At 70.3% G+C, this 21,386-nt stretch carries 20 protein-coding genes; 3 read left to right on the forward strand and 17 right to left on the reverse strand.

All coding sequences use genetic code 11. The features are described from left to right. Positions 1–49 precede the first annotated feature (49 nt). On the reverse strand, positions 50–769 hold the full coding sequence (locus FRANEAN1_RS20500; protein WP_049795982.1) for a carboxymuconolactone decarboxylase family protein: 720 nt from the start codon (positions 767–769) through the stop codon (positions 50–52). 393 nt (positions 770–1,162) lie between these two features. Between FRANEAN1_RS20500 and FRANEAN1_RS20505 the strand changes: the two genes are divergently transcribed. Beyond that, positions 1,163–2,083, forward strand: a complete 921-nt coding sequence (locus FRANEAN1_RS20505; RefSeq protein ID WP_020461737.1) for a helix-turn-helix domain-containing protein — start codon at positions 1,163–1,165, stop codon at positions 2,081–2,083. Between the two features lie 43 nt (positions 2,084–2,126). On the opposite strand, the gene FRANEAN1_RS20510 is transcribed toward FRANEAN1_RS20505, so the two are convergent. The 11 genes from FRANEAN1_RS20510 to FRANEAN1_RS20560 are packed head-to-tail and all read right to left on the reverse strand — an operon-like array spanning position 2,127 to position 13,852. Beyond that, positions 2,127–3,050 (reverse strand): NAD(P)-dependent oxidoreductase, encoded by a 924-nt coding sequence (locus FRANEAN1_RS20510; RefSeq protein ID WP_157472731.1) that lies wholly within the window; start codon positions 3,048–3,050, stop codon positions 2,127–2,129. 36 nt (positions 3,051–3,086) lie between these two features. Continuing rightward, positions 3,087–4,649, reverse strand: coding sequence for an ABC transporter substrate-binding protein (locus tag FRANEAN1_RS20515; protein ID WP_157473485.1), 1,563 nt, complete (start codon positions 4,647–4,649; stop codon positions 3,087–3,089). A 47-nt stretch (positions 4,650–4,696) separates the two neighbouring features. Further along, positions 4,697–5,074 carry a hypothetical protein gene (locus FRANEAN1_RS20520; protein WP_020461740.1) on the reverse strand — a complete coding sequence of 126 codons (378 nt, stop codon included), beginning with the start codon at positions 5,072–5,074 and terminating at the stop codon, positions 4,697–4,699. A gap of 20 nt (positions 5,075–5,094) precedes the next feature. Further along, a complete protein-coding gene (locus FRANEAN1_RS20525) occupies positions 5,095–5,808 on the reverse strand; it encodes a 3'(2'),5'-bisphosphate nucleotidase CysQ (protein WP_020461741.1) in 714 nt (237 codons plus the stop codon). Positions 5,809–5,813: 5 nt separating this feature from the next. Next, positions 5,814–7,757: a sulfate adenylyltransferase subunit CysN gene (gene cysN, locus FRANEAN1_RS20530; protein ID WP_020461742.1), complete on the reverse strand. Its 1,944-nt coding sequence runs from the start codon at positions 7,755–7,757 to the stop codon at positions 5,814–5,816. Further along, on the reverse strand, positions 7,757–8,674 hold the full coding sequence (cysD, locus tag FRANEAN1_RS20535; RefSeq protein ID WP_347176688.1) for a sulfate adenylyltransferase subunit CysD: 918 nt from the start codon (positions 8,672–8,674) through the stop codon (positions 7,757–7,759). The genes cysN and cysD overlap by 1 nt, the downstream gene beginning before the upstream one ends. A 52-nt stretch (positions 8,675–8,726) precedes the next feature. Next, entirely contained in the window at positions 8,727–9,761 is a 1,035-nt protein-coding gene (locus tag FRANEAN1_RS20540; RefSeq protein WP_020461744.1) for a zinc-binding dehydrogenase, read from the reverse strand. Then, a complete protein-coding gene (locus FRANEAN1_RS20545; protein ID WP_020461745.1) occupies positions 9,758–10,564 on the reverse strand; it encodes a sugar phosphate isomerase/epimerase in 807 nt (268 codons plus the stop codon). Before FRANEAN1_RS20545 ends, FRANEAN1_RS20540 begins: the two co-directional genes overlap by 4 nt. Beyond that, positions 10,561–11,787, reverse strand: a complete 1,227-nt coding sequence (locus FRANEAN1_RS20550; protein ID WP_020461746.1) for an MBL fold metallo-hydrolase — start codon at positions 11,785–11,787, stop codon at positions 10,561–10,563. The genes FRANEAN1_RS20545 and FRANEAN1_RS20550 overlap by 4 nt, the downstream gene beginning before the upstream one ends. Next, positions 11,784–13,055, reverse strand: coding sequence for a sulfotransferase (locus FRANEAN1_RS20555; RefSeq protein WP_020461747.1), 1,272 nt, complete (start codon positions 13,053–13,055; stop codon positions 11,784–11,786). The genes FRANEAN1_RS20550 and FRANEAN1_RS20555 overlap by 4 nt, the downstream gene beginning before the upstream one ends. Beyond that, on the reverse strand, positions 13,046–13,852 hold the full coding sequence (locus tag FRANEAN1_RS20560; protein ID WP_020461748.1) for an SDR family oxidoreductase: 807 nt from the start codon (positions 13,850–13,852) through the stop codon (positions 13,046–13,048). Before FRANEAN1_RS20560 ends, FRANEAN1_RS20555 begins: the two co-directional genes overlap by 10 nt. 311 nt (positions 13,853–14,163) lie before the next feature. Between FRANEAN1_RS20560 and FRANEAN1_RS20565 the strand changes: the two genes are divergently transcribed. Further along, positions 14,164–15,201, forward strand: coding sequence for an aldo/keto reductase (locus FRANEAN1_RS20565; protein ID WP_020461749.1), 1,038 nt, complete (start codon positions 14,164–14,166; stop codon positions 15,199–15,201). Positions 15,202–15,213: 12 nt separating this feature from the next. Here FRANEAN1_RS20565 and FRANEAN1_RS20570 read toward each other — a convergent pair whose 3' ends face one another. From FRANEAN1_RS20570 to FRANEAN1_RS20585, 3 genes are all read right to left on the reverse strand, one after another. Next, on the reverse strand, positions 15,214–16,206 hold the full coding sequence (locus FRANEAN1_RS20570) for a ParA family protein (RefSeq protein WP_020461750.1): 993 nt from the start codon (positions 16,204–16,206) through the stop codon (positions 15,214–15,216). A gap of 330 nt (positions 16,207–16,536) precedes the next feature. Further along, positions 16,537–17,844 (reverse strand): glycosyltransferase 87 family protein, encoded by a 1,308-nt coding sequence (locus FRANEAN1_RS20580; protein ID WP_347176689.1) that lies wholly within the window; start codon positions 17,842–17,844, stop codon positions 16,537–16,539. 431 nt (positions 17,845–18,275) lie between these two features. Beyond that, positions 18,276–19,262, reverse strand: a complete 987-nt coding sequence (locus tag FRANEAN1_RS20585; RefSeq protein ID WP_347177245.1) for a YihY/virulence factor BrkB family protein — start codon at positions 19,260–19,262, stop codon at positions 18,276–18,278. 332 nt (positions 19,263–19,594) lie between these two features. Here FRANEAN1_RS20585 and FRANEAN1_RS20590 point away from each other — a divergent pair, with 332 nt between their 5' ends. Next, positions 19,595–19,954 carry a hypothetical protein gene (locus tag FRANEAN1_RS20590; protein WP_020461753.1) on the forward strand — a complete coding sequence of 120 codons (360 nt, stop codon included), beginning with the start codon at positions 19,595–19,597 and terminating at the stop codon, positions 19,952–19,954. Between the two features lie 32 nt (positions 19,955–19,986). On the opposite strand, the gene FRANEAN1_RS37840 is transcribed toward FRANEAN1_RS20590, so the two are convergent. Beyond that, a complete protein-coding gene (locus FRANEAN1_RS37840) occupies positions 19,987–20,133 on the reverse strand; it encodes a hypothetical protein (RefSeq protein WP_018500697.1) in 147 nt (48 codons plus the stop codon). Between the two features lie 164 nt (positions 20,134–20,297). Continuing rightward, the gene (locus tag FRANEAN1_RS20595; RefSeq protein WP_020461754.1) at positions 20,298–21,374 is read right to left on the reverse strand and encodes a DUF5937 family protein; all 1,077 of its coding nucleotides are present in this window, start codon (positions 21,372–21,374) and stop codon (positions 20,298–20,300) included. Positions 21,375–21,386: the final 12 nt, after the last annotated feature.

Raw genomic sequence — 21,386 nt, forward strand, 5'->3', positions numbered from 1 at the left:
TTGTTCTCCGCCTGACGCCACCCCCTTGCCTGCACCCCTGCCGCCTCGTCTACGCCGGTAGCCCGGCCGCCTCCACGGTGTCGCCCAGCGCCGCGCCCTTGGCGAAGCCGTAGTAGGCGGAGAACTGTAGAACGATCTCGTCCATCTCCACCTTCGTGAGGTCGCCGGAGTGCAGGGCGGAGGTGACGTGCGTCTTCAACGGCATGGGCGAGTCGTCGATGGCGACGCAGGCGACGGTGATGATGCGGCGCTCGCGACGGGTGAGGCCCGGCCGCTGCCAGACATGACCGAACACGAAGTTGAGGATTCCGGCGTGACGGTAGGGTGTCTCGGGCCGCGGCGCCGGCGTCAGATTCACGTCGATGAACTCCTTGACCCCTCGCTCCAGCCGCTGTTCCCAGTCGTTGGGCCCGAGCCCGCCGTTGTCGAGCGACGGCCACGGGGCCACTGACCTGCCCTGTTCCTGCTGGATGCGAGCCCACTGCCGGACTATCACGCCCTCGAGATGAGAGGCCTTGGGCCACCCGCAGTACACGGCGAAATGGAGGACGAACTCCAGCATGGCCTCGAGCTCGATGTCACTGCTGTTGAGCGCCGCGTAGACGTGGGCGTCGATCGGCTCGGGCGCGTCAGCAGCGGCCACACAGGTCAGGGTGACCCACCGCCGGTCGCGCCGGCTCAGACCGGGCCGGCGCCACACCTCCCCGAACACGAAGTCGCGGGTCGCCACCTCGAAGGGCGTCGCCACATCAGGTGGTTCGACGGTCATGACCTCACGGAAGCATTGCTCTGCGGCTGTGTTGCCCACGGGATGAGCCCTCCGATCACGCACAGTCGTCCAGTTGAAGGCCGAGAAATCTGATCGGATCTGCGGGGCCACGACAGATCGCATACGCTCCCACGCATTCCACACGCCACTGACAGCCCCGAAGTTCATGCTTTTCGCAGAGCAGGTCGATGAACGACAGCAGGACGGCGCCGGTCTGGTTCCTCAGGCTGCTCGAAGCCGTCTGGAGCGGGTGACGTACGGTCAGATCACACAACATTGCGATCCGGCCGACGGGGTGGGATTCACGAACAGGCGACACCGTCGCCGCATAGAGACATTGCTATAGCAAAACGCAGATTGCTGTCAAGGGGCCTGATCCGCTACGGTCGCTCCATGGCCCGTGCCGCACCCGCCTCCGCCCGCGCCGCGGACATCGTCTCGTTCCTCACCGCGCACCCGTCCCGCGGCTTCACGATCAGCGAGCTGGTCGGGCACCTGGGGATGAACATCGCCTCCGCGCACGCCACCCTCGCGGTGCTGACCGACTGCGGGTTCGTGGTACGCGACCCCGCCCACCGCACCTATGTCCTGGGACCGGCACTCGCGGTGACCGGCTTCGCCGCCCTCGAACAGCACCCGGCGATCGAGGCCGCCATCGAGCAGGCCGACATACTCGCGGACGAACTCGGCACCGAGACGGGAGTGAGCGCGATCGCGGGGAGAGACGTCATCTTCCTGGCACGGCGCGGACCGCAACCACCCACCCCGAGCCTGGGCTACCCCGGCGACCGCTCGCCCCTACTCGCACCGATCGGCGCCGTGTTCATGGCCTGGGCCGACGACACGGCCATCAGCACCTGGCTCGAACGCGCCGCCCTCCCCCCGGCACTCGCCGACTTCTACCGCAACATCCTCACCGAGACCCGCGCCCGAGGCTTCAGCGTCCCCCTGCCCGCGATCTCCGCACCCGCGGTGATGAAGGCGATGAGCCGAGTGCGCAACGAACCAACCGACGACGACGCCGAACAGCACCTCGCCAAGGCAATGAGCCAGACCGACGAAATGCTGCTCTCCCTCGACACGCTGACCGACTCCGACGAAATCACCTTCAAGACCGTCGCAGCGCCGATCTTCGACCCCATCGGACGCGTCCTGCTCTCACTCAGCATCACCGGCCCCGGCCAACCAGTCCCCGTCACCACCGTCCTGGACCTCGGCCGACGGCTCACCAGCGCCGCGACCATCGCCACCCGTCAGGCACGCGGCCGCCCACCCACCCAGAGCCAGGAAGGCAGACCCCCAGGACGCCGCTGACGGCGAGGGGAGAGGGTCCAGCCTCGCCGACGGGCGTCGTTACCTAGGCCTTCGGGGATACCTGGGCCTTCGGGCCGTTTCCCAGAGCGCTCAAGGTGTTTCGGGCGAGTTCGACCAGAGCGGCCGGTTCCGGAACACCGGCGGCCCGGGCGACGTCAAGAACGATGCCGACGTCCTTGCGCAGCAGCGGCTCAGCCTGACGCAGCCCCGTGGTGTCGAAGCCGGAAGCGGCCAGGATCGCGCTGGCGCGGGTACCGCCGCTGCCGTGTGCCAACACCTGGGCCGCCGCGGCGCGATCCATGCCCAGTCGCTGCGCGAACGAGAACGTCTCGAGGGCAAGGCCCACCTGTGCGGTGAAGACGAAGTTGTTCACCAGCTTCGCCACCTGACCGCTTCCGAGCGGACCGAGATGAATCACCGGGCAGGCGAAGGTCTCGAGGACGGGGCGGCACCGCGCGACGGCGTCGTCCTCACCACCGACCATGACCAGCAGCCTGCGCTGCGCGGCCGCATCGCCTCCGCCGCTGACCGGCGCGTCGATGATCGAGATCTCCTGCTTCGCCGCCTCGGTGGCAAGGCGCTGGCAGGTCTCCGGACGGATCGTGGAGTGGATGACGACGACTCCCCCGGCCGCCATACCGGCCAGGACACCGTCGGCCCGTAGCAGCACGTCCTCCACGTCGGCATCCGCGACCACACAGATGCCGACCACGTCACTCGACTCGCCGACCTCCGCAGGCGTGGAAGCTACGGCGGCGACCCCCGCGAGCGGCTCCACGGACGCCGCGCGGCGAGCCCAGATCGTCAGAGGGTAGCCCTCGTCCGCGATGCGCCGGGCCATCGGCCCGCCCTGGCTGCCCAGCCCGATGAAACCGACTCTCGTTCCCCCGACGCCCGGCGGAACGAGGGAAATCGGCGGAGTGTCCACAAGTACCCCCTGGGTGATCTCCGACGGGTCGGAGCGCATCTGTCGTCGGGTCGGTGCCCGGATCGGGAACGACCGCTACTTCTGGATCCAGATCTGGTCGGGCAGCAGAGATCCGAGTCCGTACTGGATGAGGCCGCCCACGTTCTTTCCCGCGATGGCGCTGGGTTCGGCTCGAGTGAGGAAGACCACCGGGGACAGCTCGGTGAGTCGCTGCTGCACCGTCTTGTAGGCGGCTGCGCGTTCCTGTTCCGACGTACCGGTCCGGCCGGCGAGGAGGGCGTCGTTGAGTTCCTGGTCGTTGATCCCGGACAGGTTCGCGGCCGAACTGGCGGCGAAGGCCGTCCACAGGCGTGGCTCGGGGTCCTGGAAGAACGCCGACGAGGTGGCCGCGTCGAAGTCGTGGGTCGTGCGTAGCGCGGCGAGTTCGGTCACTTCGATGACCTTGACGTTGACTTTGACGTTTTTGAAAGCGCCGAGCTGGGCCTGAATGTTCTCGGCTGTGTTTCTGTTCTCGGTGGTGGGAGCGCTGGAGTAGGTGAAGGTCACCGGCTTGCCTTCGGCGGCGAGTTCGTCGAAGAGCCGTTGGGCGGTCGCCTTGTCCGTCGTGCGCAGTGGTGTGTCCGAGTGGAACGGCGAGGTGTCGCTGAACAGGGTGTCGACAGGTTCGCCCTTGCCGTTGTAGACGGCGAGGTTCAGCGCGTCCATGTCGAGGGCGGCGGCGACGGCCTGGCGGGCGCGGACGTCGTCGAAGGGTGCCCGGCGGGTGTTCAGCGCGATGAAGGTGCCACCGCTGAGGGCCATGACGGTGGTGGGCAGGCCGGCGTCGGTGGCCTTTTCGATGTTGACCGGGTTCGACTCGATGGCCACGTCCGCGCCACCGGTGAGCACCGTGTTGAAGCGCTGGCCGGTGTCGGAGGTGGTGCGCAGGGTGAGACGGTCGAGGTAGGGCCTGGGTGCGTCCCAGTAGCGGGGGTTCCTGGCCAGTTCGATGGCTGCCTGGCGGGTCCAGCTCGTCAGGGTGAACGGCCCGGCACCGACCGGGGCCGCGTCGAAGGCCTGCGCGCCCTTTTGCAGAGCCGCGGGTGAGGCGATCCAGTTCAGGGTGGAGGTGATGACCGAGTGGGCGTACTTCGGTGCGGGCGCCACCATGGTGATCTTCAGTGTGGTGCTGTCGACGACCTCGGTCGAGGAGATCATCGATGCTTCGGACAGGTTGGTCGCGCGGGTGGCCGGATCCTTGAGGCGGTCCCAGTCGAACTTCACCGCTTCGGCGTCCAGCGGGGTGCCGTCGGAGAACGTCAGGCCGGGGCGCAGTTTCAGGGTGAAGGTCGCGCCGCCGTCGGTGGTGGTGAACGACTCGGCCATCGTGTACTGGATCTCACCGGCATCGTCGGTCGTCATCAAGGTGCCGTACAGGGCGTTACCGAGGGCGCCGGTGGTCGCGTAGGCGTTGCCGAGCGTCGCCGGGTCCAGGCTACGGGGGTCGCTGAGCATCAGGATGCGGCCATGACCACCCGCGACCGGCTCGCCGGTGGCACCGCCCGTCGGCGACGCGGGATCAGCACCACCACAGGCCCCCAGAGCCAGAACCGCACCGCACACAACGGCCGTAACGATTAATCGAGACCTACTGAACATCATGAACTTTTCCCTCGCGATTGATATCAGGAACGTTTTCGGGTCTTCTACTGCGCGGTTTCCGCACCTGCGCCACGGCGCCGACTTCCGCTGTAAAGCAGCGCCGATATCTTCTCCGCCAGTGACTGGGCCTGTTCTCTGAGTTCCGGGATCGCCGTCGTCTCGAACAGGCCGCCCCGGCGCGGGGGGCCCATCGTGAAGGCGTTGCTGTGGGGTCGCCCGTCGCGAGCGATCAGCCGCCCGCTCGGATCCGTCTCCAGCCCGAGGTGTAGCGGTTCGACTCTCGCGAAGCCCGAGGTGAGGAGCTGGGCTGTCAGCCTGTCCGGGGAGCGCGAGACGTCGGCCGGCGGGCCGGCGCAGTCGACGATCCAGTGGAACCGCCGCTCACGAAGCTGGCCGTCATACAGGAGACCACCTCGCGCCACCGACAGCTGCGGGGGCCCGGTCAGGCGTCATGGAGTGCTCGCAGGACGGTGTCGGCGAGCTCCGGGCGGCAGATGAGCAGGTCGGGGAGGTAGGGGTTGGGCTCGTTGTAGCGGAGGGGTCCGCCGTCGAGGCGGGAGGTGTGCAGGCCCGCGGCGTGGGCGACGGCGACGGGGGCGGCGGAGTCCCATTCGTACTGGCCGCCGGAGTGGGCGTAGACGTCGACGTCGCCGCGGACGACCGCCATCGCCTTGGCGCCGGCGGAACCCATGGGGACCAGGGCCGCGTCCAGGCGGGCGACAAGCTGGTCGACGCAGGCGGGTGGGCGGGTGCGCGAGACGGCGAGACGGATCGGGCCGGAGGTCGGGGCGGCGAGGGCCGGTGGTTCGCCGGTGTGCAGCACGAGGCCGGCGGCGGGCAGTCCGACCGCCCCCGCGGTGGGTGTCCCGTTGACGGCGAGGGCGACGTGGACGGCCCAGTCGTCTCGCGGCGGCTCGCCGTACTCGCGGGTCCCGTCGAGCGGGTCGATGATCCAGACCCGGCCCCGGGTGAGGCGGACGGGATCGTCGGCGCTTTCCTCGGACAGAACGGCGTCGCCCGGACGTGTCTGCGCGAGCAGGCGCAGCAGCAGCTCGTTGGACTGCCGATCCCCCTGGGCCCCACCCTGCCCGCGGATATCGAGGAGGAGGGACCCCGCCTGCTCGGCGAGGGCCGCGGCGAGTGCGTGATCGTCCATGCTGTTCATGCTCCGGCGGGCGGGGTCGGGCGAGGCGCGGGCGGGGCGAGCACACCGGCCTGACGCAGGTGGTCGACGACCAGGTCGGCGGCGGCCGCGGCCGGGTGGGCGCCGCTGGCGTCAAGGCGCAGTTCGGGGTTCTCGGGGGGCTCGTACGGGGAGTCGATGCCGGTGAAGTGGACCAGTTCTCCTCGCCGGGCCTTGGCGTAGAGCCCCTTGCGGTCCCGGGACTCGGCCACCGCCAGGGGCGCGTCCACGTGGACCTCGACGAACTCTCCCTCGCCGAGCAGGTCACGGGCCAGCGCACGTTCGGCGCGGAACGGGGAGATGAACGAGGCCAGCACGATGACGCCCGCGTCGACCATGAGCCGGGCCACCTCCGCCACGCGGCGGATGTTCTCGACCCGGTCTGCGTCGGTGAATCCGAGATCCTTGTTGAGGCCGTGCCGGACGTTGTCACCGTCCAACAGATAGGTGTGGTAGCCCTGCTCGTGGAGCCGCTTCTCGACCAGGTTCGCGATGGTCGACTTCCCGGCACCGGACAGGCCGCTGAACCAGACGACCGCCGGGCGCTGCCCTTTCAGCCGGGCGCGGGCGTCCTTGTCCACCTCGACCGCCTGCCAGTGCACGTTGTCGGCGCGCCGCAGCGCGAAGTGCAGCAGACCGGCAGCCACGGTGGCCTGGGTGAAGCGGTCGATGAGGATGAACCCGCCCAGGTCACGGTTGGCGGTGTAGGGGTCGAACGGGATCTGCCGGTCGAGGTTGATGTTGCACACGCCGATCTCGTTGAGATCGAGGGTGCGGGCGGCGGTGTGCTCGAGGGTGTTGACGTTGACCTTGTACTTCGGCTGCGTGACCGTCGCCCCGACAGTGCGGCTCCCGATCTTGAGCAGGTAGGGACGGCCGGGGAGCATGGGTTCCTCGGCCATCCAGACGAGGTGGCATTCGAACTGGTCCGCGACGGCGGGCGGGTCGATCGCGGTGGCGAGGACGTCGCCGCGGCTGACGTCGATCTCGTCCGTGAGAGTGAGAGTGACCGACTGGCCCGCGGCCGCCTCGTCGAGGTCGCCGTCGGCGGTGACGATCCGCGCGACGGTGCTTTCCTGACCGGACGGCAGCACTCGAACGCGGTCTCCAGGGCGCACGGCACCGCCGGCGATCTGCCCGGAGAAGCCACGGAAGTCCAGGTCGGGGCGGTTGACCCACTGCACGGGCAGGCGAAACGGGCCGGTGTGCAGGTCGTCGGCGATCTCGACGGACTCCAGGTGACCGACGAGAGTGGGGCCGCTGTACCAGGGAGTGTTCGGCGACAGTGCGGTGATGTTGTCCCCGGCCAGCGCCGACAACGGGATCGCGACGATGTCGCTCAGTCCGATCTCGGCCGCGAACGCCCGGTAGTCCGCCTCGATGCCGGCGAACACGTCCCGGGAGTAGCCGACGAGGTCCAGCTTGTTGATCGCCAGGACTATGTTGCGGATCCCGAGTAAGGAGACGAGATGGCTGTGCCGCCGGGTCTGGGTGAGCACACCCTTGCGGGCGTCGACGAGAATCACCGCCAGATCCGCGGTGGACGCCCCGGTGACCATGTTCCGGGTGTACTGCTCGTGCCCCGGGGTGTCCGCGACGATGAACTTCCGCCGCTCGGTGGAGAAGAACCGGTACGCCACGTCGATCGTGATGCCCTGTTCCCTCTCGGCGGCCAACCCGTCCACCAGCAGCGCGAAATCCAGGCCGTCGCCCTGCGTACCGACCTTCTTCGAATCGGTCTCCAGCGCGGCGAGGTGGTCCGAGAACACCAGCTTCGAGTCGTAGAGCAGCCGCCCGATCAGCGTGGACTTCCCGTCGTCCACACTGCCGCAGGTGATGAACCGCAGCATCGACTTGTGCTCGTGCGCCGACAGGTATGCCTCGATGTCGTCCGCGACGAGGTCGCTGGCCGCGTGCGCCATCAGAAGTACCCCTCCTGCTTCTTCTTCTCCATCGACCCGGACGAGTCATGGTCGATCACCCGGCCCTGGCGTTCCGAGCTCGTCGTCAGCAACATCTCCTGGATGATCTGCGGGAGAGTACCGGCGGTGCTCTCCACCGCGCCGGTCAGCGGGTAGCACCCCAGCGTGCGGAAACGGACGCTGCGTCGGGCCGGCACCTCGCCGGGACGCAGCGGCATGCGGTCGTCGTCGACCATGATCAGCGCGCCGTCCCGTTCGACGACGGGGCGGTGCGCGGCGAAGTAGAGGGGAACGATCGGGATCCGCTCGCGGTGGATGTACTGCCACACGTCCAGTTCGGTCCAGTTGGACAGCGGGAACACGCGGACGCTCTGCCCGGGCTGCGTGCGCGCGTTGTAGAGACGCCACAGCTCCGGCCGCTGTGCCTTGGGATCCCACCGGTGCTGGGCGGACCGGATGGAGAACACCCGCTCCTTCGCCCGGGACTTCTCCTCGTCGCGGCGCGCACCCCCGAACGCCAGGTCGAAGCCGTACCTGTCCAGCGCCTGCTTGAGACCCTCGGTCTTCCACAGGTCGGTATGCGTCGCCGAACCGTGGTCGAACGGATTGATCCCCCGCTTGACGCACTCCGGGTTCTGGTGCACCAGCAGCTCGACGCCGAGCTGGTCGACGACACTGTCGCGGAACTCGTACATCTCCCGGAACTTCCAGGTCGTGTCCACGTGCAGCAGGGAGAACGGCGGCTTCGACGGGTAGAACGCCTTCATCGCCAGGTGCAGCATCACCGAGCTGTCCTTGCCGACCGAGTACAGCATCACCGGCCGCTCGCTCTCGGACACCGCCTCCCGGAAGATCTGGATGCTCTCCGCCTCCAGCCGCTGCAGATGCGTCATCCTCGGCATCAGTGGAGTTCTCATGAATGGACTTCTTTCCATCAAGGGACGCACCCCCGGATACCGCGGTGGGAGACTAGGTGAGGCGCAGGGCGATCCGGATCGAGTCTCGGCCGGGTGTCCTGCGGGTCAGAAGCGCGAAGGCATCCTCGAAATGTTCGAGGGGGAAGGTGTCGCCGAGCAGCTCGCCGGTCGGTACCTTGCCCGCGTTGATGAGGTCGACGGCCGCCTCGGTGTCGAGGCCGGCGCCGGGGTGCAGGGTGATCCGTCGGGTGGGGATCCAGTCGCTGTGGAAGCCTTCGAGGGGGCGGTCCTTCATCCCGGCGATGACGACGTGCCCACCCTTGCGGACGAGGTCCATAGCGAGGTTGATGGTGACCGGATTACCGGCGGCGGCGTCGATGACGACGTCGGCCAGGCGGCCGTCGGTGAGCTCGCGGACCCGTTCGAGGGGGTCCTCGGAGTCGACGTCGACGGTGTGGTCGGCGCCGACGCGCAGTGCCCAGTCGAGGCGGAAGCGGTCCCTGGCCGTGCCGGTGACGATGATGGTCGAGGCGCCGGCCGCACGGGCGGCGACGATGGTCGCCATCCCCATGTGGCCTGGCCCCTCGATGACGACGACGTCGCCCTTCCTGACCGGCGCCACCCAGGTGACCGCGCAGCTCAGCGGTTCGAAGACCGTGAGCTGGTCGGCGGGGAGGTCCTCGCGCAGGCGGTAGACCTGGGAGCCGGGCAGCAGTTCGAGGTGTTCGGCGAAGCCGCCGTACAGGCCCGAGCCCTCGTCCACCGAGAAGTCGTGGCCGTAGATCCGGTACCCCTCGGGCGTGACGAGGAGCTCACGGACGGCGACCCGGTCGCCTTCCGCCACCCCCCACGCCTCGGCCGTGGCCGAATCGATCTTCTCGACGCGGCCGACGATCTCGTGGCCGGCGATGGAGGGGAAGGCACCGCCCCAGGAGGTGTGGACGTGGCCGCGGAAGTGGTCGATGTCGCTGTGGCACAGGCCGGTGGCCTCGACGCGCAGGACGGCGCCGCCGGGCTGGGGGTCGGGGACGGGGAGGTCGCGTTCCTCCCAGGTCTCGTCGCCGTTGAAGACGATGGCACGGCTCACGTCAGGACCTCCTCGAGCAGCCCGCTCGCGCGTTCCACCGCGCGCCGGGTGGCGCTGATGTGCCCTTCGGCCTCGATGGCGGGGCCGACGAGTTCGAGTTCGAAGGCGCCGGTGTATCCGGCGTCGATCGCGGCCTCGACGAACGACGCGAGGTCGAGGTCTCCGTCACCGGGGACGACGCGGCCGCCGGGGGAGGGCTTCGAGGGTGTGCCGTAGACGGCGTCGCAGATCTGGACCGCTGCCAGGCGTGGTCCGGCCCGGCGGACGGTGTCCTCGACGTCGCGTTCCGTCCAGCAGTTCCCGATGTCGGCGATCAGGCCGATCCCGGCGCGGTCGGCGACGTCGATGCCGTCGCGCAGGGTGTGGACGAAGGACTGGTCGGTGCGCAGTGAGGGCTCGATCGCCAGCCGGACCCCGCGGGACTCGGCGTAGGACGCGCAGGGTTCGACCGCTCGTGCCAGCGCCGCCGCGAGTTCGTCGAACGAACGGCCGTCGCGCCGTCCCGGGGTGAAGTAGGTACAGCCGCCCACCTGGGCTGCGAGGTCCACGGCGCTGTTGATCCGCTCGCGGGTCGCGTCCCAGCTTTCGGGGGCGGAGAGGTCGAAGTTGCCGGTGATCACGGTGGTGGCCGTCAGGGAACGTGCCCGCAACGCGTCGACCGCGGCGGCGCGCCCGTAGTCGTCGGGTTTGGCGACGACGAGGCCCACGTGACGCAGGCCGAGCTCGTCCCACAGCGCGAGCTCGTCGGCGAAGGGCTGCGGGTAGGTGCACATCTCGCTGACCGAGAGCCGGGGATGGGTCATGGCAGCATGTCCCGGAGGTCACGGATCTCGGCTTCGAGCCAGCGGACCTCGCTGAAGTTCTCCCGGCCGCTGCGCTCGAGCAGCAGTTCGTGGGCCCCGAGCCTGATCCGCAGGGCCTCGGGATCCTTCGGTTCCCGGGAGAGCACCATGTCGATCAGGTGCAGTGCCTCGACCGGCCGCCCGGCGTCCAGGTGGGCCCGGGCCCGGTCGACCAGCGGGCCGGTCCCACCGGCCATGTCCAGCAGGTCGGCCCAGACGGCGGAGGCGGGCACGTCGTAGAGCTCTGTGGTCGACTCGTAGCGGAACCAGCCGGTGTGCTCCTCCCAGATCGCCCGGACGATCCAGGGCACCTTGCCGTGCCCCTGCGGGATGGCCAGCTCGGGCGGCAGCGTGATCTGGCCCATCAGGGTCCACAGGTCGACGCCCGCGTTCATGCCCTCGATGGTGCGGTCGCGCAGGTACTCGGTGGCGTCGCGCAGCTGGGTGAGGCGGCGGCGGATCTCCTCGGCCCCGCGCACCGGCTCGCCGTGCCCGGTGATGAGGACCTCGGGTTCGAGCCCGATGACCCGGTCGACGGAGTGGATGTACGACAGCGAGCCGCGGATCTTGTCGCCGCGGATCGTGTACAGGTTGGGGACGTGGCCGAACAGAGGTCCGGTAAGGTTGCCGGTGAACACGGTGCGCTCGTCGGGGAGCCACACGACCAGGGAGTCCGTCGTCTCGCCGCCCGGAGTCGAGTAGAGCTCGAAGCGGCGCCCGCCCAGGGTGAAGGCGTGGTTGTCCAGGAAGGTGGTGGTGACCACGGCCTCGGGCGGCTGGTAGGTGCGGTCGACGCCCGTGACATCGCGCTTCCACAGGTGGGTGCTGCGGCTGGAGTAGAACGGCTGCAGCCGTCGCCAGTACTCGCGGACGTCCGCGTGGTTGGCCTGGGCGATCGTCTCGACGCCCGGCGCGGCGATCTGGGACCAGCCGCCCACATGGTCGGGGTGGCCCTGGGTGAAGACGATGACCCGCAGCGGGCCGGAACTCACCCGGCCGAAGCGGGCCTTGATCTGCTCCGCCTCGGTGTACATGCCGGTGTTGATCAGCACGTCGCCGTCGGGGGTGGTGACCAGGTAGCTGTTGGAGATGCCCTTCGAGGTGAAGATGTGGTCGTTGACGGGGACGGCGTCCTGCTGGCCCTCCCCCTCCTTGACGATGAGGGCGTTCAGGGGCTGTTTCACCGGGCGCCGCCCTTTCCCGCCTCGGCCGCGACGGCGAAGGCGTCGGTGTAGAAGGCGAACCGTTCCCGCAGCTCGTCCGCGGCGAGACCGAAGTCGCCTTCCAGGTCGTAGACCACTCGGCCGCGCTTTCCGCGCGGGTGGGAGGCTATGTAGGCGCGGATGTCGGCGACGCTCTCGTCGGTCACCGGCAGGCCGGCCCGCTCGAGCACGTGCGTCGCGGACCGGACGTCGTCGGCGATGATGTCGGCGAACTGCAGCTCGACGAGCTGCCCGTTCGGTACCAGCTCCCGGTCGCGCATATATCTACGCAGCATCTGCTCGACGCGGTTCACCCAGTACTCGACGTGCGCGTCGATGTCCGGCTGCTTCTGGCTGTTCTTGAGCGCGAGGCCGCGCATGGTGAGCAGGGACTGCAACGTCGCCACGGGATCCCGGTGGATCATCACGACCGTGACGTCCGGGTAGACGGCCAGCAGCGGGACCAGCTGCTCGCTGTGCTGGTTCGACTTGACCATCCAGCGCCGCTCGTCCGGGAACTGGTGCGCGATGGTCTTCAGCACGTCGCGCATGTACCGGTAGTGCGGTGTCTGGTCGTGGCTCAGGTAGTGGTCACGGAAACCGGGCACCTGGGCCAGCCACTCCCACTGGTAGCTGGCGAAGTCGGGGAGCTGCAGCTCGTTCTCGCCGCACGCGTGGTCGGGCGAGTGCTCGTGCATCGCGGCCATGATCTCGTTCTTGCTGACGTTGCGCCATCGCGCCTCAGAACGGGCCCAGCGGGGGTCCGGGGCGCCAGGCTCGGATGTCTCGGTCGGTCGCGGTGCGGGTTGGGCCGCCAGGTAGACCGGAAGGTGACGGAGCCTGCGGTCCGCGGCGACCAGGTTCTCCAGGTGGGTGCTGCCCGAGCGGGGCAGCGCGACGACGTTGATCGGCCGCGTGATCCGCACGTCGAGCGCATCGGGGTGGCGCGTCCAGTAGTCCTGGATGAGCAGGCGGTTGACCGCGGCCTTGACACAGTGGTCGACGAAGATCGCCTTGTGGGCCCGCCACACGTTGTCGTCGGCCGCCACCTCGGCCAGCAACCGGCCGAGCCGTTCGGTGAAGTCCATGGGCCCGAAGTCGTCCAGGCCGGTCTGGGTTCTCGCGATCCGGAGAACGCGGTCGACGCTCATGTCGACCGGACGCCGCTCGGCCGACTCCAGAGCTGTTCTCTCCTCGGGACTGCGGGTGTCCTCACGCATGCCCTCGACGCGGAGCACTTTCACGGCCACTGCGGAAGCTCCCCGATGTTGGTCTTGCCGGCGTTCGCCATCCACCCGCCGTCGACGACCACGAGATCGCCCGTGTGGAAACGCGACCAGTCGCTCATGAAGTAGACGCCGATGCCCTCGAAGTCGTCCGGGGTACCCATCCGGCCCGAGGGGTTGTAGGCGAGGATGCGGTCGGACAACGGGCTGCCCACCGGGATCTGGACTGTCTCGCTCGTCGTGTGCCCGGGGCACACGACGTTGCAGCGGACGCCGTAGCGGCCCGCCTCGACGGCGATGCCCCGCGACATGGCGACCATGGCGCCCTTGGAGGCGTTGTAGTGCTGCATGCCGGGGCTGCCGGTCAACGCTGAGAGGCTGGCGCAGAACAGCAGCGACCCACCGGCGTCACCGGCGTCGTACCGGGCCTTCATGTGCCGCGCACCCTCGCGCACGGTGAGGTAGGCACCGTGCTGGTTCACCGCCAGCAGGCTGTGCCACGCCCCGGTGGTCATGTCGAGGAAGCTGCGCTCGTTGCGCATCACCCCCGCGTTGGCGATGACGCCGTCGACCCGGCCCATCTCCTCGACCGCCTCAGCCATCGCCCGCACCACGCGGTCCTCGTCGCTGACGTCGACCTCCTGCGCCAGGACCCGATGGCCGAACCCGGACAGCACCCCCGCCGCCTCGGCGTTCTTCTCCGCCCGGCGGCCCCAGATGACGACGTCACCGCCAGCCCGGGCAACACCCCGGGCGAAGGCCAGACCGATCCCGGCGTTCCCCCCGCTGATCAGGACCACACGTCCCGTTAAGTCGAACACGATATATTGCTATAGCAAAACATAAATCGCTGTCAAGCCTCCACTCGACTGCGACTGCTCCCGGGAGGGCGGATGTTGTGATCGAAGGGGATGCCCTCGCACACCGCCTGACCACGCCGGACGGTCACGTTCCGCAACCGCTCCCGGACCCGGTCCGGTCCCGTGCCGGCTTCGCGGGGTGGACTGCCAGGGCCCGCCAGGGCCTCCCTGCCGGGCGCCGACCGGCCTAGCCTGCGCTGTGACGCAGCCGTGGAAGCGACGACATGAACACCGACGCACGGCGTTCGTGCCGGTGTTCGGACAGGACAGACATGGAGCATCGATCTCTCGGCCGTACCGGTGTCTCGGTCAGCAAGCTGTGCCTCGGAGCCATGATGTTCGGGCGTTGGGGAACCGAGGATCACGACGAAAGCATCCGGATCATCCATCGTGCGCTCGATGCCGGCATCACCTTCATCGACACCGCGGACGTCTACTCGCGGGGCGAGTCGGAGACCATCGTCGGGAAGGCGCTGGCCGGTGGTCGGCGCGAGGACGTCATCCTCGCCAGCAAGGTCCACATGCCGATGGGCGACGATCCCAACCAGCGGGGCAACTCGCGCCGCTGGATCATCCGCGAGGTCGAGGACTCGCTGCGGCGGCTCGGGACCGACTGGATCGACCTGTACCAGATCCATCGCTACGACCCCGGCACCGATCTCGACGAGACGCTCGGCGCGCTCACCGACCTGGTCCGGGCCGGAAAGGTCCGCTACGTCGGCCACTCGACGTTTCCGGTCTCCGCGATCGTCGAGGCCCAGTGGACGGCGCGGGAGCGCGGCCGGGAGCGTTTCGTCTGCGAGCAGCCGCCGTACTCGATCCTCACCCGCCGGATCGAGGTCGACGTCCTGCCGACCTGTGCCCGGTACGGGATGGGTGTGATCCCGTACAGCCCGCTCGCCGGGGGCTGGCTCTCGGGCCGTTACAGCGCCGGCGCGGACGCCGCGGCGCCGGCGTCCGAGGCGCGGCGGCGGCTCAGCGACCGCTTCGATCTGACGCTGCCGGCCAACCGGCGCAAGCTGGACGCCGCCGAGCAACTCGCCAAGGTGGCCGCCGAGGCGGGGATCAGCCTCATCGAGCTGGCGATCGCCTTCGTCCTACGCCATCCCGCGGTGACCGCGGCGATCATCGGCCCGCGGACGATGGACCATCTGGAATCCCAGCTGACCGCCACCGACATCGAGCTCTCCGACGACGTCCTGGACCGCATCGACGAGATCGTGCCCCCCGGTACGACCATCAACCCCGCCGACGACGGATGGGTCAGCCCGGCCCTGGCTGCTCCGGCACGCCGCCGACCGGCGCGCTGAGCGCGGACGGCGTCACGACATCCAGGCCGGGTCGACGAGCACTGAGGGATCAACGGAGCGGGTGGTCGCGGCGCCGGCCGGCCTGATGCGCCGCAGGAACTCCTCGACCAGGGCGAGCATGTCCCGGGCCAGGTCCGGAGAGAGGTCCGGGGAGAGCACGGCCGGCAGCTGGGCGCCGGCCGTGCCGACGAAGCTCCGGTTGCTGAGGCGGAGCATCGACTCGAACACCGGGATGCCGAGGCTGCCGGCCCGGTCGATGTGCGGGCGCAGGAAGCTCGTCGGCCGGCCGCGGTAGTACTGCACCATGGTGAGTACGACGCCGAGCAGGCGCGGCTCGAGCCGTTTCACCGCCGGGCGGATTCCGAACTGCAGCTCCGCCACCCGGTTGTACTCCCAGACGAACCGGCCCAGCTTGCCCATCAGGTGCTCGATGCCCGTCGTCGACTGGTTGTCGGGCCGGGACGGGACGAGCAGGTGGTCGCAGGCGGCCACCGCGGCCCGGGTGATCACCCCGAAGTTCGACGGGCAGTCGATCAGGACGAGGTCGTAGTCGTTCGGCGAGAAGGAGGCCAGGCCGGTCGCCAGCCGCTGGTAGACGTCGAAGTAGTGGCGGGTGGACCGGTGCGCCTGCGCGCCGCCGAGCCGGGCGACGAGGTCCATCTCGATGTCGCCGAGCGCCAGGTGCGAGGCGAGCAGGTCCAACGTCCCGCCGCGGGCGGCGATGGCGGCGGCCACGACCGGCGGGGTGGTCACGTACCCGGCCAGCGGCGGCGGGATAGCCTCCGGCCGCCACGACTCGAACCAGGCCTTGACCGTCCTGCGCTGGTCGGCGAGCTCCGTGTGCCAGGTGTCGGCGCGGTAGAAGTTGAGGGTGAGGTTCGCCTGCGGGTCCAGGTCGATCAGCAGGACCCGCCGGCCCAGGCTGGCGATGGCCGCGCCGATGTTGGCGGTCAGCGTGGTCTTACCCACGCCGCCCTTGTAGCTGGCGATCGCCACGACCTTCACCGCGTCCTCGCTCCCAGTCGCGCGCTCCGTTCGATGACGGACCGGCCTTCCGCTCGGCCGTACTGTCGGGCTCCCCCGTCCGGCTTACGAGCAGATTACGGCGATCGACGGGACCGGCCCACCCAGACCGGGGCAGAGGGGACGCCTACCCGGCCCGATGGTGTGGGCCGGGCCGAGAAGTCCCTGCTCAGGCGAGGTCCCGGACGTCCCGCCGGCCGCCGCGCGATGCCGACCAGCGTCGTGTCGTACGGGCTGACCCGTTCCAGCGTGCGCGACGCGCGGCCCGTAGGCGTCGGGACCGCCGTCGTGGGGGCGCCGTACCTGCTGTGGCTACTCGCCTCCGGGAAGGGCGCCGGCCACATCTCCTGATCGCCGCCGCGGGTCAGGGGCCCGCGGCCCGGGCACACCCCGCCCGACGATCCGCTGGTCGGGCAGCCGTGGCACGGGGGCCCGCGACCCGCCGCGGGCCCCCGTCGGCGCCCACGCCGCCAGCGCCCCGAGAAGGAGCAGCGCGGCGAGAAAGTAGCAGTTCCCGGCCAGCAGCTGCCAGCCGTGGTGGGAGAACTCGGCGTCGCCCGTGTTCGGGACCCACCAGATCGGAGCGGCCATGAGCAGCCCGTAGCCGGCCACCGCGGCGCCCCGTCCCCACCGCGGCCGACCGGGGGCCGCGAACATCCAGAGAAGCGCGGGGACCGCCCACACCCAGTGATGGCTCCACGAGATCGGCGACACCAGCAGGCCGGTCAGAGCGCAGGTGACGTCCCCGGGCAGCCGCGCACCCGAGCGGAACAGCCGCGCCGCCGTCGCCAGACCGACGGCGGCGACCACCGCGGCCAGCGGGAGATAGAGCGGGCGCGCGTTGTCCGCGCCGGACATGAGGCGGGCCAGGACGCCGAGCAGTGACTGGTTGCCGGCAAACGGGACGCCACCCACGTGGCCGGTGTCGAGGAACGTCTCGGACCAGTACGTCGCCGACGAGCCGGGGCTCGCCGCGAAGCCGACGCCGATCGTCACGCCGAACGTCGCCACCGCGGTCAGGGCGGCGCGGTGGCGGCCGGTGAGAAGCAGATGCGGCACGAAGATCAGTGGGGTGAGCTTGATCCCGGCGGCGATCCCGATGAGCACACCCCGCGGCAGCGGCCCGCGCCGGCCGAACAGGTCCAGCGCGACGAGCAGCCCCAGCGCGATGTTGATCTGGCCCAGGTCGAAGTTCCGCCGGATCGGCTCGGCCAGCATCGCCAGGCCGACGACCGGGCCGACGGCGCGGACCCCGGGCCAGCGGCCGGCCGGGGACGGCCGGGTCGCCGCCAGCGAGGTGGCGCAGAAGAAGTACAGCGAGACCAACAGGAGCAGCGTCCAGACCAGTTGCGCGACCGGCCGCGGCGGCAGTGCGAGCGGCGTGAACACCGCCGCCGCGAAGGGTGTGTAGGTGAACGGCAGCCCCGAGGCGGGTTCCACCGCCGAGTAGAGGTCCCCGCCGTGCAGCAGGACGTTCCCGCCCAACCGGTAGACGACGAGGTCGGTCAGCCGGCTGGTCACCGCGAAGGTGAGGAAAAGAACCGCGAAACCGAGCCCGGTGGCGGTTCCCGTTGTTCGAGCGGCAGCCTGAAGGCGCCGCGGTTGTGGCGCCAGGTTCAAGGACGCACTTCCATCCACCGAAAGCCGAACGTGCTGCGGGCTCCCATTACCCGCGACGCACCGGACGTCAACGGGCCGACGCCGGGAAAACGAGGTCCGCGGGCGCGGGCGCGGGATCCGTGCGGGCTCAGACGTTACCGCACCGCCGCGGCCCCGCCGCCACCGCTGCGGCCCCACCGCTCAGGGCCCACCGGGCCGGCCTGGCCCGCCGGCGGACAGCGCTGCCCGCATCGCATTCACCGATTCCGGTCGACGCCCCGGATTCCGATAGGGGATTGCTCCGCGCCGGGCGGGGAGATACCCGGCGCCGAGCTGGGCGCACTTCACCCAGGGCCGCGCCAGCCTCCCCGGGGCCTTCGCCCGCCGCGGTCACCGCGACCGGCTCGTTCTGCTCCCCCCCGGCGAGCGTGTCTCGCTGTGACTGCAGGTCGTCAGCTCTCGGCAGCGCCAGCCATGCGGCGGCGGGACCACCGGCCGGGCAGCCAGGACCGGCGCCGCCTCGCCGGCAGGGACGCCTTCATCTCCTTGGGCCAGGCACGGGTGTCACGGGGTTCGACGTAGGGCTCGAGATCCTCCGGGTGGCCCACCGAGATCGCCCGTCCCCGGGCGATCTCGGTGTCGAACTCCAGGCCGAGCAGGATCGCCAGGTTCGACAGCCACAGCCACACCAGAAAGACGATCACTCCGGCGAGTGCCCCGTAGGTCTTGTTGTACGAGCCGAAGTTCGACACGTAGAAGGCGAACGCCGCGGACGCCGCCAGCCAGATCAGGACGGCCAGCAGGCTGCCGGGCGTCATCCAGCGGAAGCCGCGGACCCGGGCGTTGGGGGTGCTCCAGTACAGCAGCGCGATCATGACCACGACGAACAGGACCAGGACCGGCCACTTCGCCACCGACCACAGAGTGATCATCGCGTCGTCGAGGCCGATCATCCGGCCGACCTGCCGCGCCAGCCCGCCGCTGAACACGACGATCACGGCGCTCCCGGCCAGCAGGACCATCAGCAGCACCGTGACGGCCAGCCGGAGCGGGGCGACCTTCCAGACGGGACGTCCCTCGGGCATGTCGTAGATGGCGTTGGCGGCTCGGATGAAGGCCGCGATGTACCCGGATGCCGACCACAGGGCCGCCGCGAGACCCAGCACGGCGAGCAGCCCGCTCGTGCCGGGGGCGTCCCGCAGCCCGGTGACGGCGTCGTGCACGATGTCGCGGGCCGACCCCGGTGTCAGTTCCTGCAGGTTCTCCAGGACGCTGTCGGTCGCCTGCCGCCCGACGACGCCGAGCAGCGAGACCAGTACGAGAAGCGCGGGGAAGATCGCGAGTACCCCGTAGTAGGTGAGCGCGGCGGCCCGGTCCGGGAGATCGTCCCGGCGGAACTCACGGACTGTGCGCACCAGCACCCAGAACCACGAGCGCAGCCCGAGCCGGACCGGTGCGGTGGCCGTGCCCCCCGCCGCACCGCCGCTGGCCGTACCGCCGCTGGCCGCGGGACCTGTCGTGTCATCCGCCGGGCGCGGCGTGGGCACCTCGTCCGCCGGCTCGCCGCCCCGTCTGTCCCCCACACCGGCGCGCTTCCCGCGCATCCCCACCATGACGATGTTGTTGCCGCCCGGACGGGTCGCAAATCCCGCCGAGCCGGGCCAGATCGCCGACCGGTGCGGCGACCGCCTCGACCCGGGCGAGACAAGCCCCACTGCGGACGGATCAGACAGACCGGCGCCGTGGACGGGTAGTCGACATACTGGGCCGCATGCGCCAAGCGTTCGCCCACGACGCCGTGATCGACATGAGCCCCGACGCCGACGTGGCGGCGCCCGGCGCCGCGGTCACCGTCGCGCTCTGCGGGCACTGGGAGCATCAGCCTCCCTGCCCCCTCGCCGCGCACCACACACACGCGACGCGGACGGGCCACCGCGGGGTACGGCTGCGGATCCTCTTCGCCACCGAACCGGAGCAGGAGCACACGGTTCGGCGCCGGATCGAGGCGGCGCTGGCCACCGGTCGGCTGCACGGACCCGACGGCCCCACCCGCTGGCAGCTGCGCACCAGCCAGCGCGGCGAACTGGCCGCCTCGGAGTCCGCGCACGCTGAACGGCTGACCCACGGCTGACCCACCACCGGGGCCCGCCCGCACGAGCCGGCTCAGTAGGCGAGGAACAGGATCTCGTCCCGCGAGTACTGGTGGTCCGGGTGCTTCTCGGCGAGATGCGCCTGCGTCTTCTCGACCAGGTCGTCCTCGTCCTCGCCCTCGATGAACGCTCCGCACGGGCAGCTGAGACGCCGCTTCACCGCTCCTCCTCTCCGGCGGGCGCGTCGCGCCCGTCACCGCCGTTGCTGTCGCACCTATTGTCGCTTCCGGGCGGGTCACGTGTGCTGTCCGCGGACCGGCTCGCGCCGGAACAGCTGGTGAACCACGGCCGTCCCGGCGGGACGGCCCAGCGGACGTGGGTGCCTCAGTACTGCAGGGCCGTCGCCAGATCTCGCCCGATGCGGCCGACCGCGCCGACGTCGAGCTCGTAGAGGACGTGCCGCCCGTGGCGCTCCATCCGCACCAGCCCCAGCTCGCGCAGGGCACGCAGATGGCGGGAGACCTGGGGGCGGGTCATCGTCAGCCGGTCCGCCAGGTCTGCGGTGGTCATGGCCTGCCGCGCGATCAGCCGGCACAGCCGCACCCGGCTCGGATCGGTGAGTGCCAGCAGACGGGCGCGGGCCAGGGTGACGCCGACCTCCGGCGCCTCGACCGGGAAGTGGACGACGGGGGGCAGGCCTGGCTCGTTCTTCACCAGCAGGTGCGGGGCACCGTAGCGGGTGGGGATTAGCAGCAGTGGGGTCCGGGCCGGGTTGATCACCGCGTGGTGCACCTTGTCGAAGACGACCCGGGCGGGGCCGGCCGACGGCGTGATGAGACGCGCGCTCGATGGGCTGAGCGAGACCAGGGCCGGCGCGGGCCCACCGTCGGCGAGACGGCGCCGCACCAGGTGGGCGGCCCGGTCGAGCACGGGCGCGGTCTGCGCCCAGAGCCCGCCGAAGAACACCCGTCCGCACAGGTCGAGAAAGCGGAGGATGTCCGCGCGCAGCGCCTCCGGGTCGCGCAGCAGGTCCTCGGCCAGGCCGAGGTGCGGCTCCGGCAGCCGGGCGGCGGCATGACGCAGCACGGCGGCCTGCCCCGGGTCGTGGCAGACCTGGCTGAAATCGAAGCCGCGGTACCCGCTGGCGCAGGCGTATGCGGTGAGCTCGGCGAACCGGTCGATCCCGAGGCCGGCCAGCGGCGCGGCGGCCGGGGATGGACCGTCGAGCCCCGGGTAGAAGGCGCGCCACCGCAGCGCCGTCCACAGCGGCGCGAAGCGGCCCAGCCCGGCGCGGAAGGCGGGCGGGGCGGTGCGGGTGACCTGGTCGGCCCAGGCCGCGTGCTCGGTGTGGTGCGCGGACCCGGTCAGCACATGCAGGCAGGCGGCCAGCTCCGCGAGCGGCGAGACGGCGACGCTGAACCGGCCGGGGGCGGCGCCGTCCAACACGATCACGACCGACATGGGCTGACTGTA

The organism is Parafrankia sp. EAN1pec, assembly GCF_000018005.1.
Classification (GTDB): Bacteria; Actinomycetota; Actinomycetes; order Frankiales; family Frankiaceae; genus Parafrankia; species Parafrankia soli.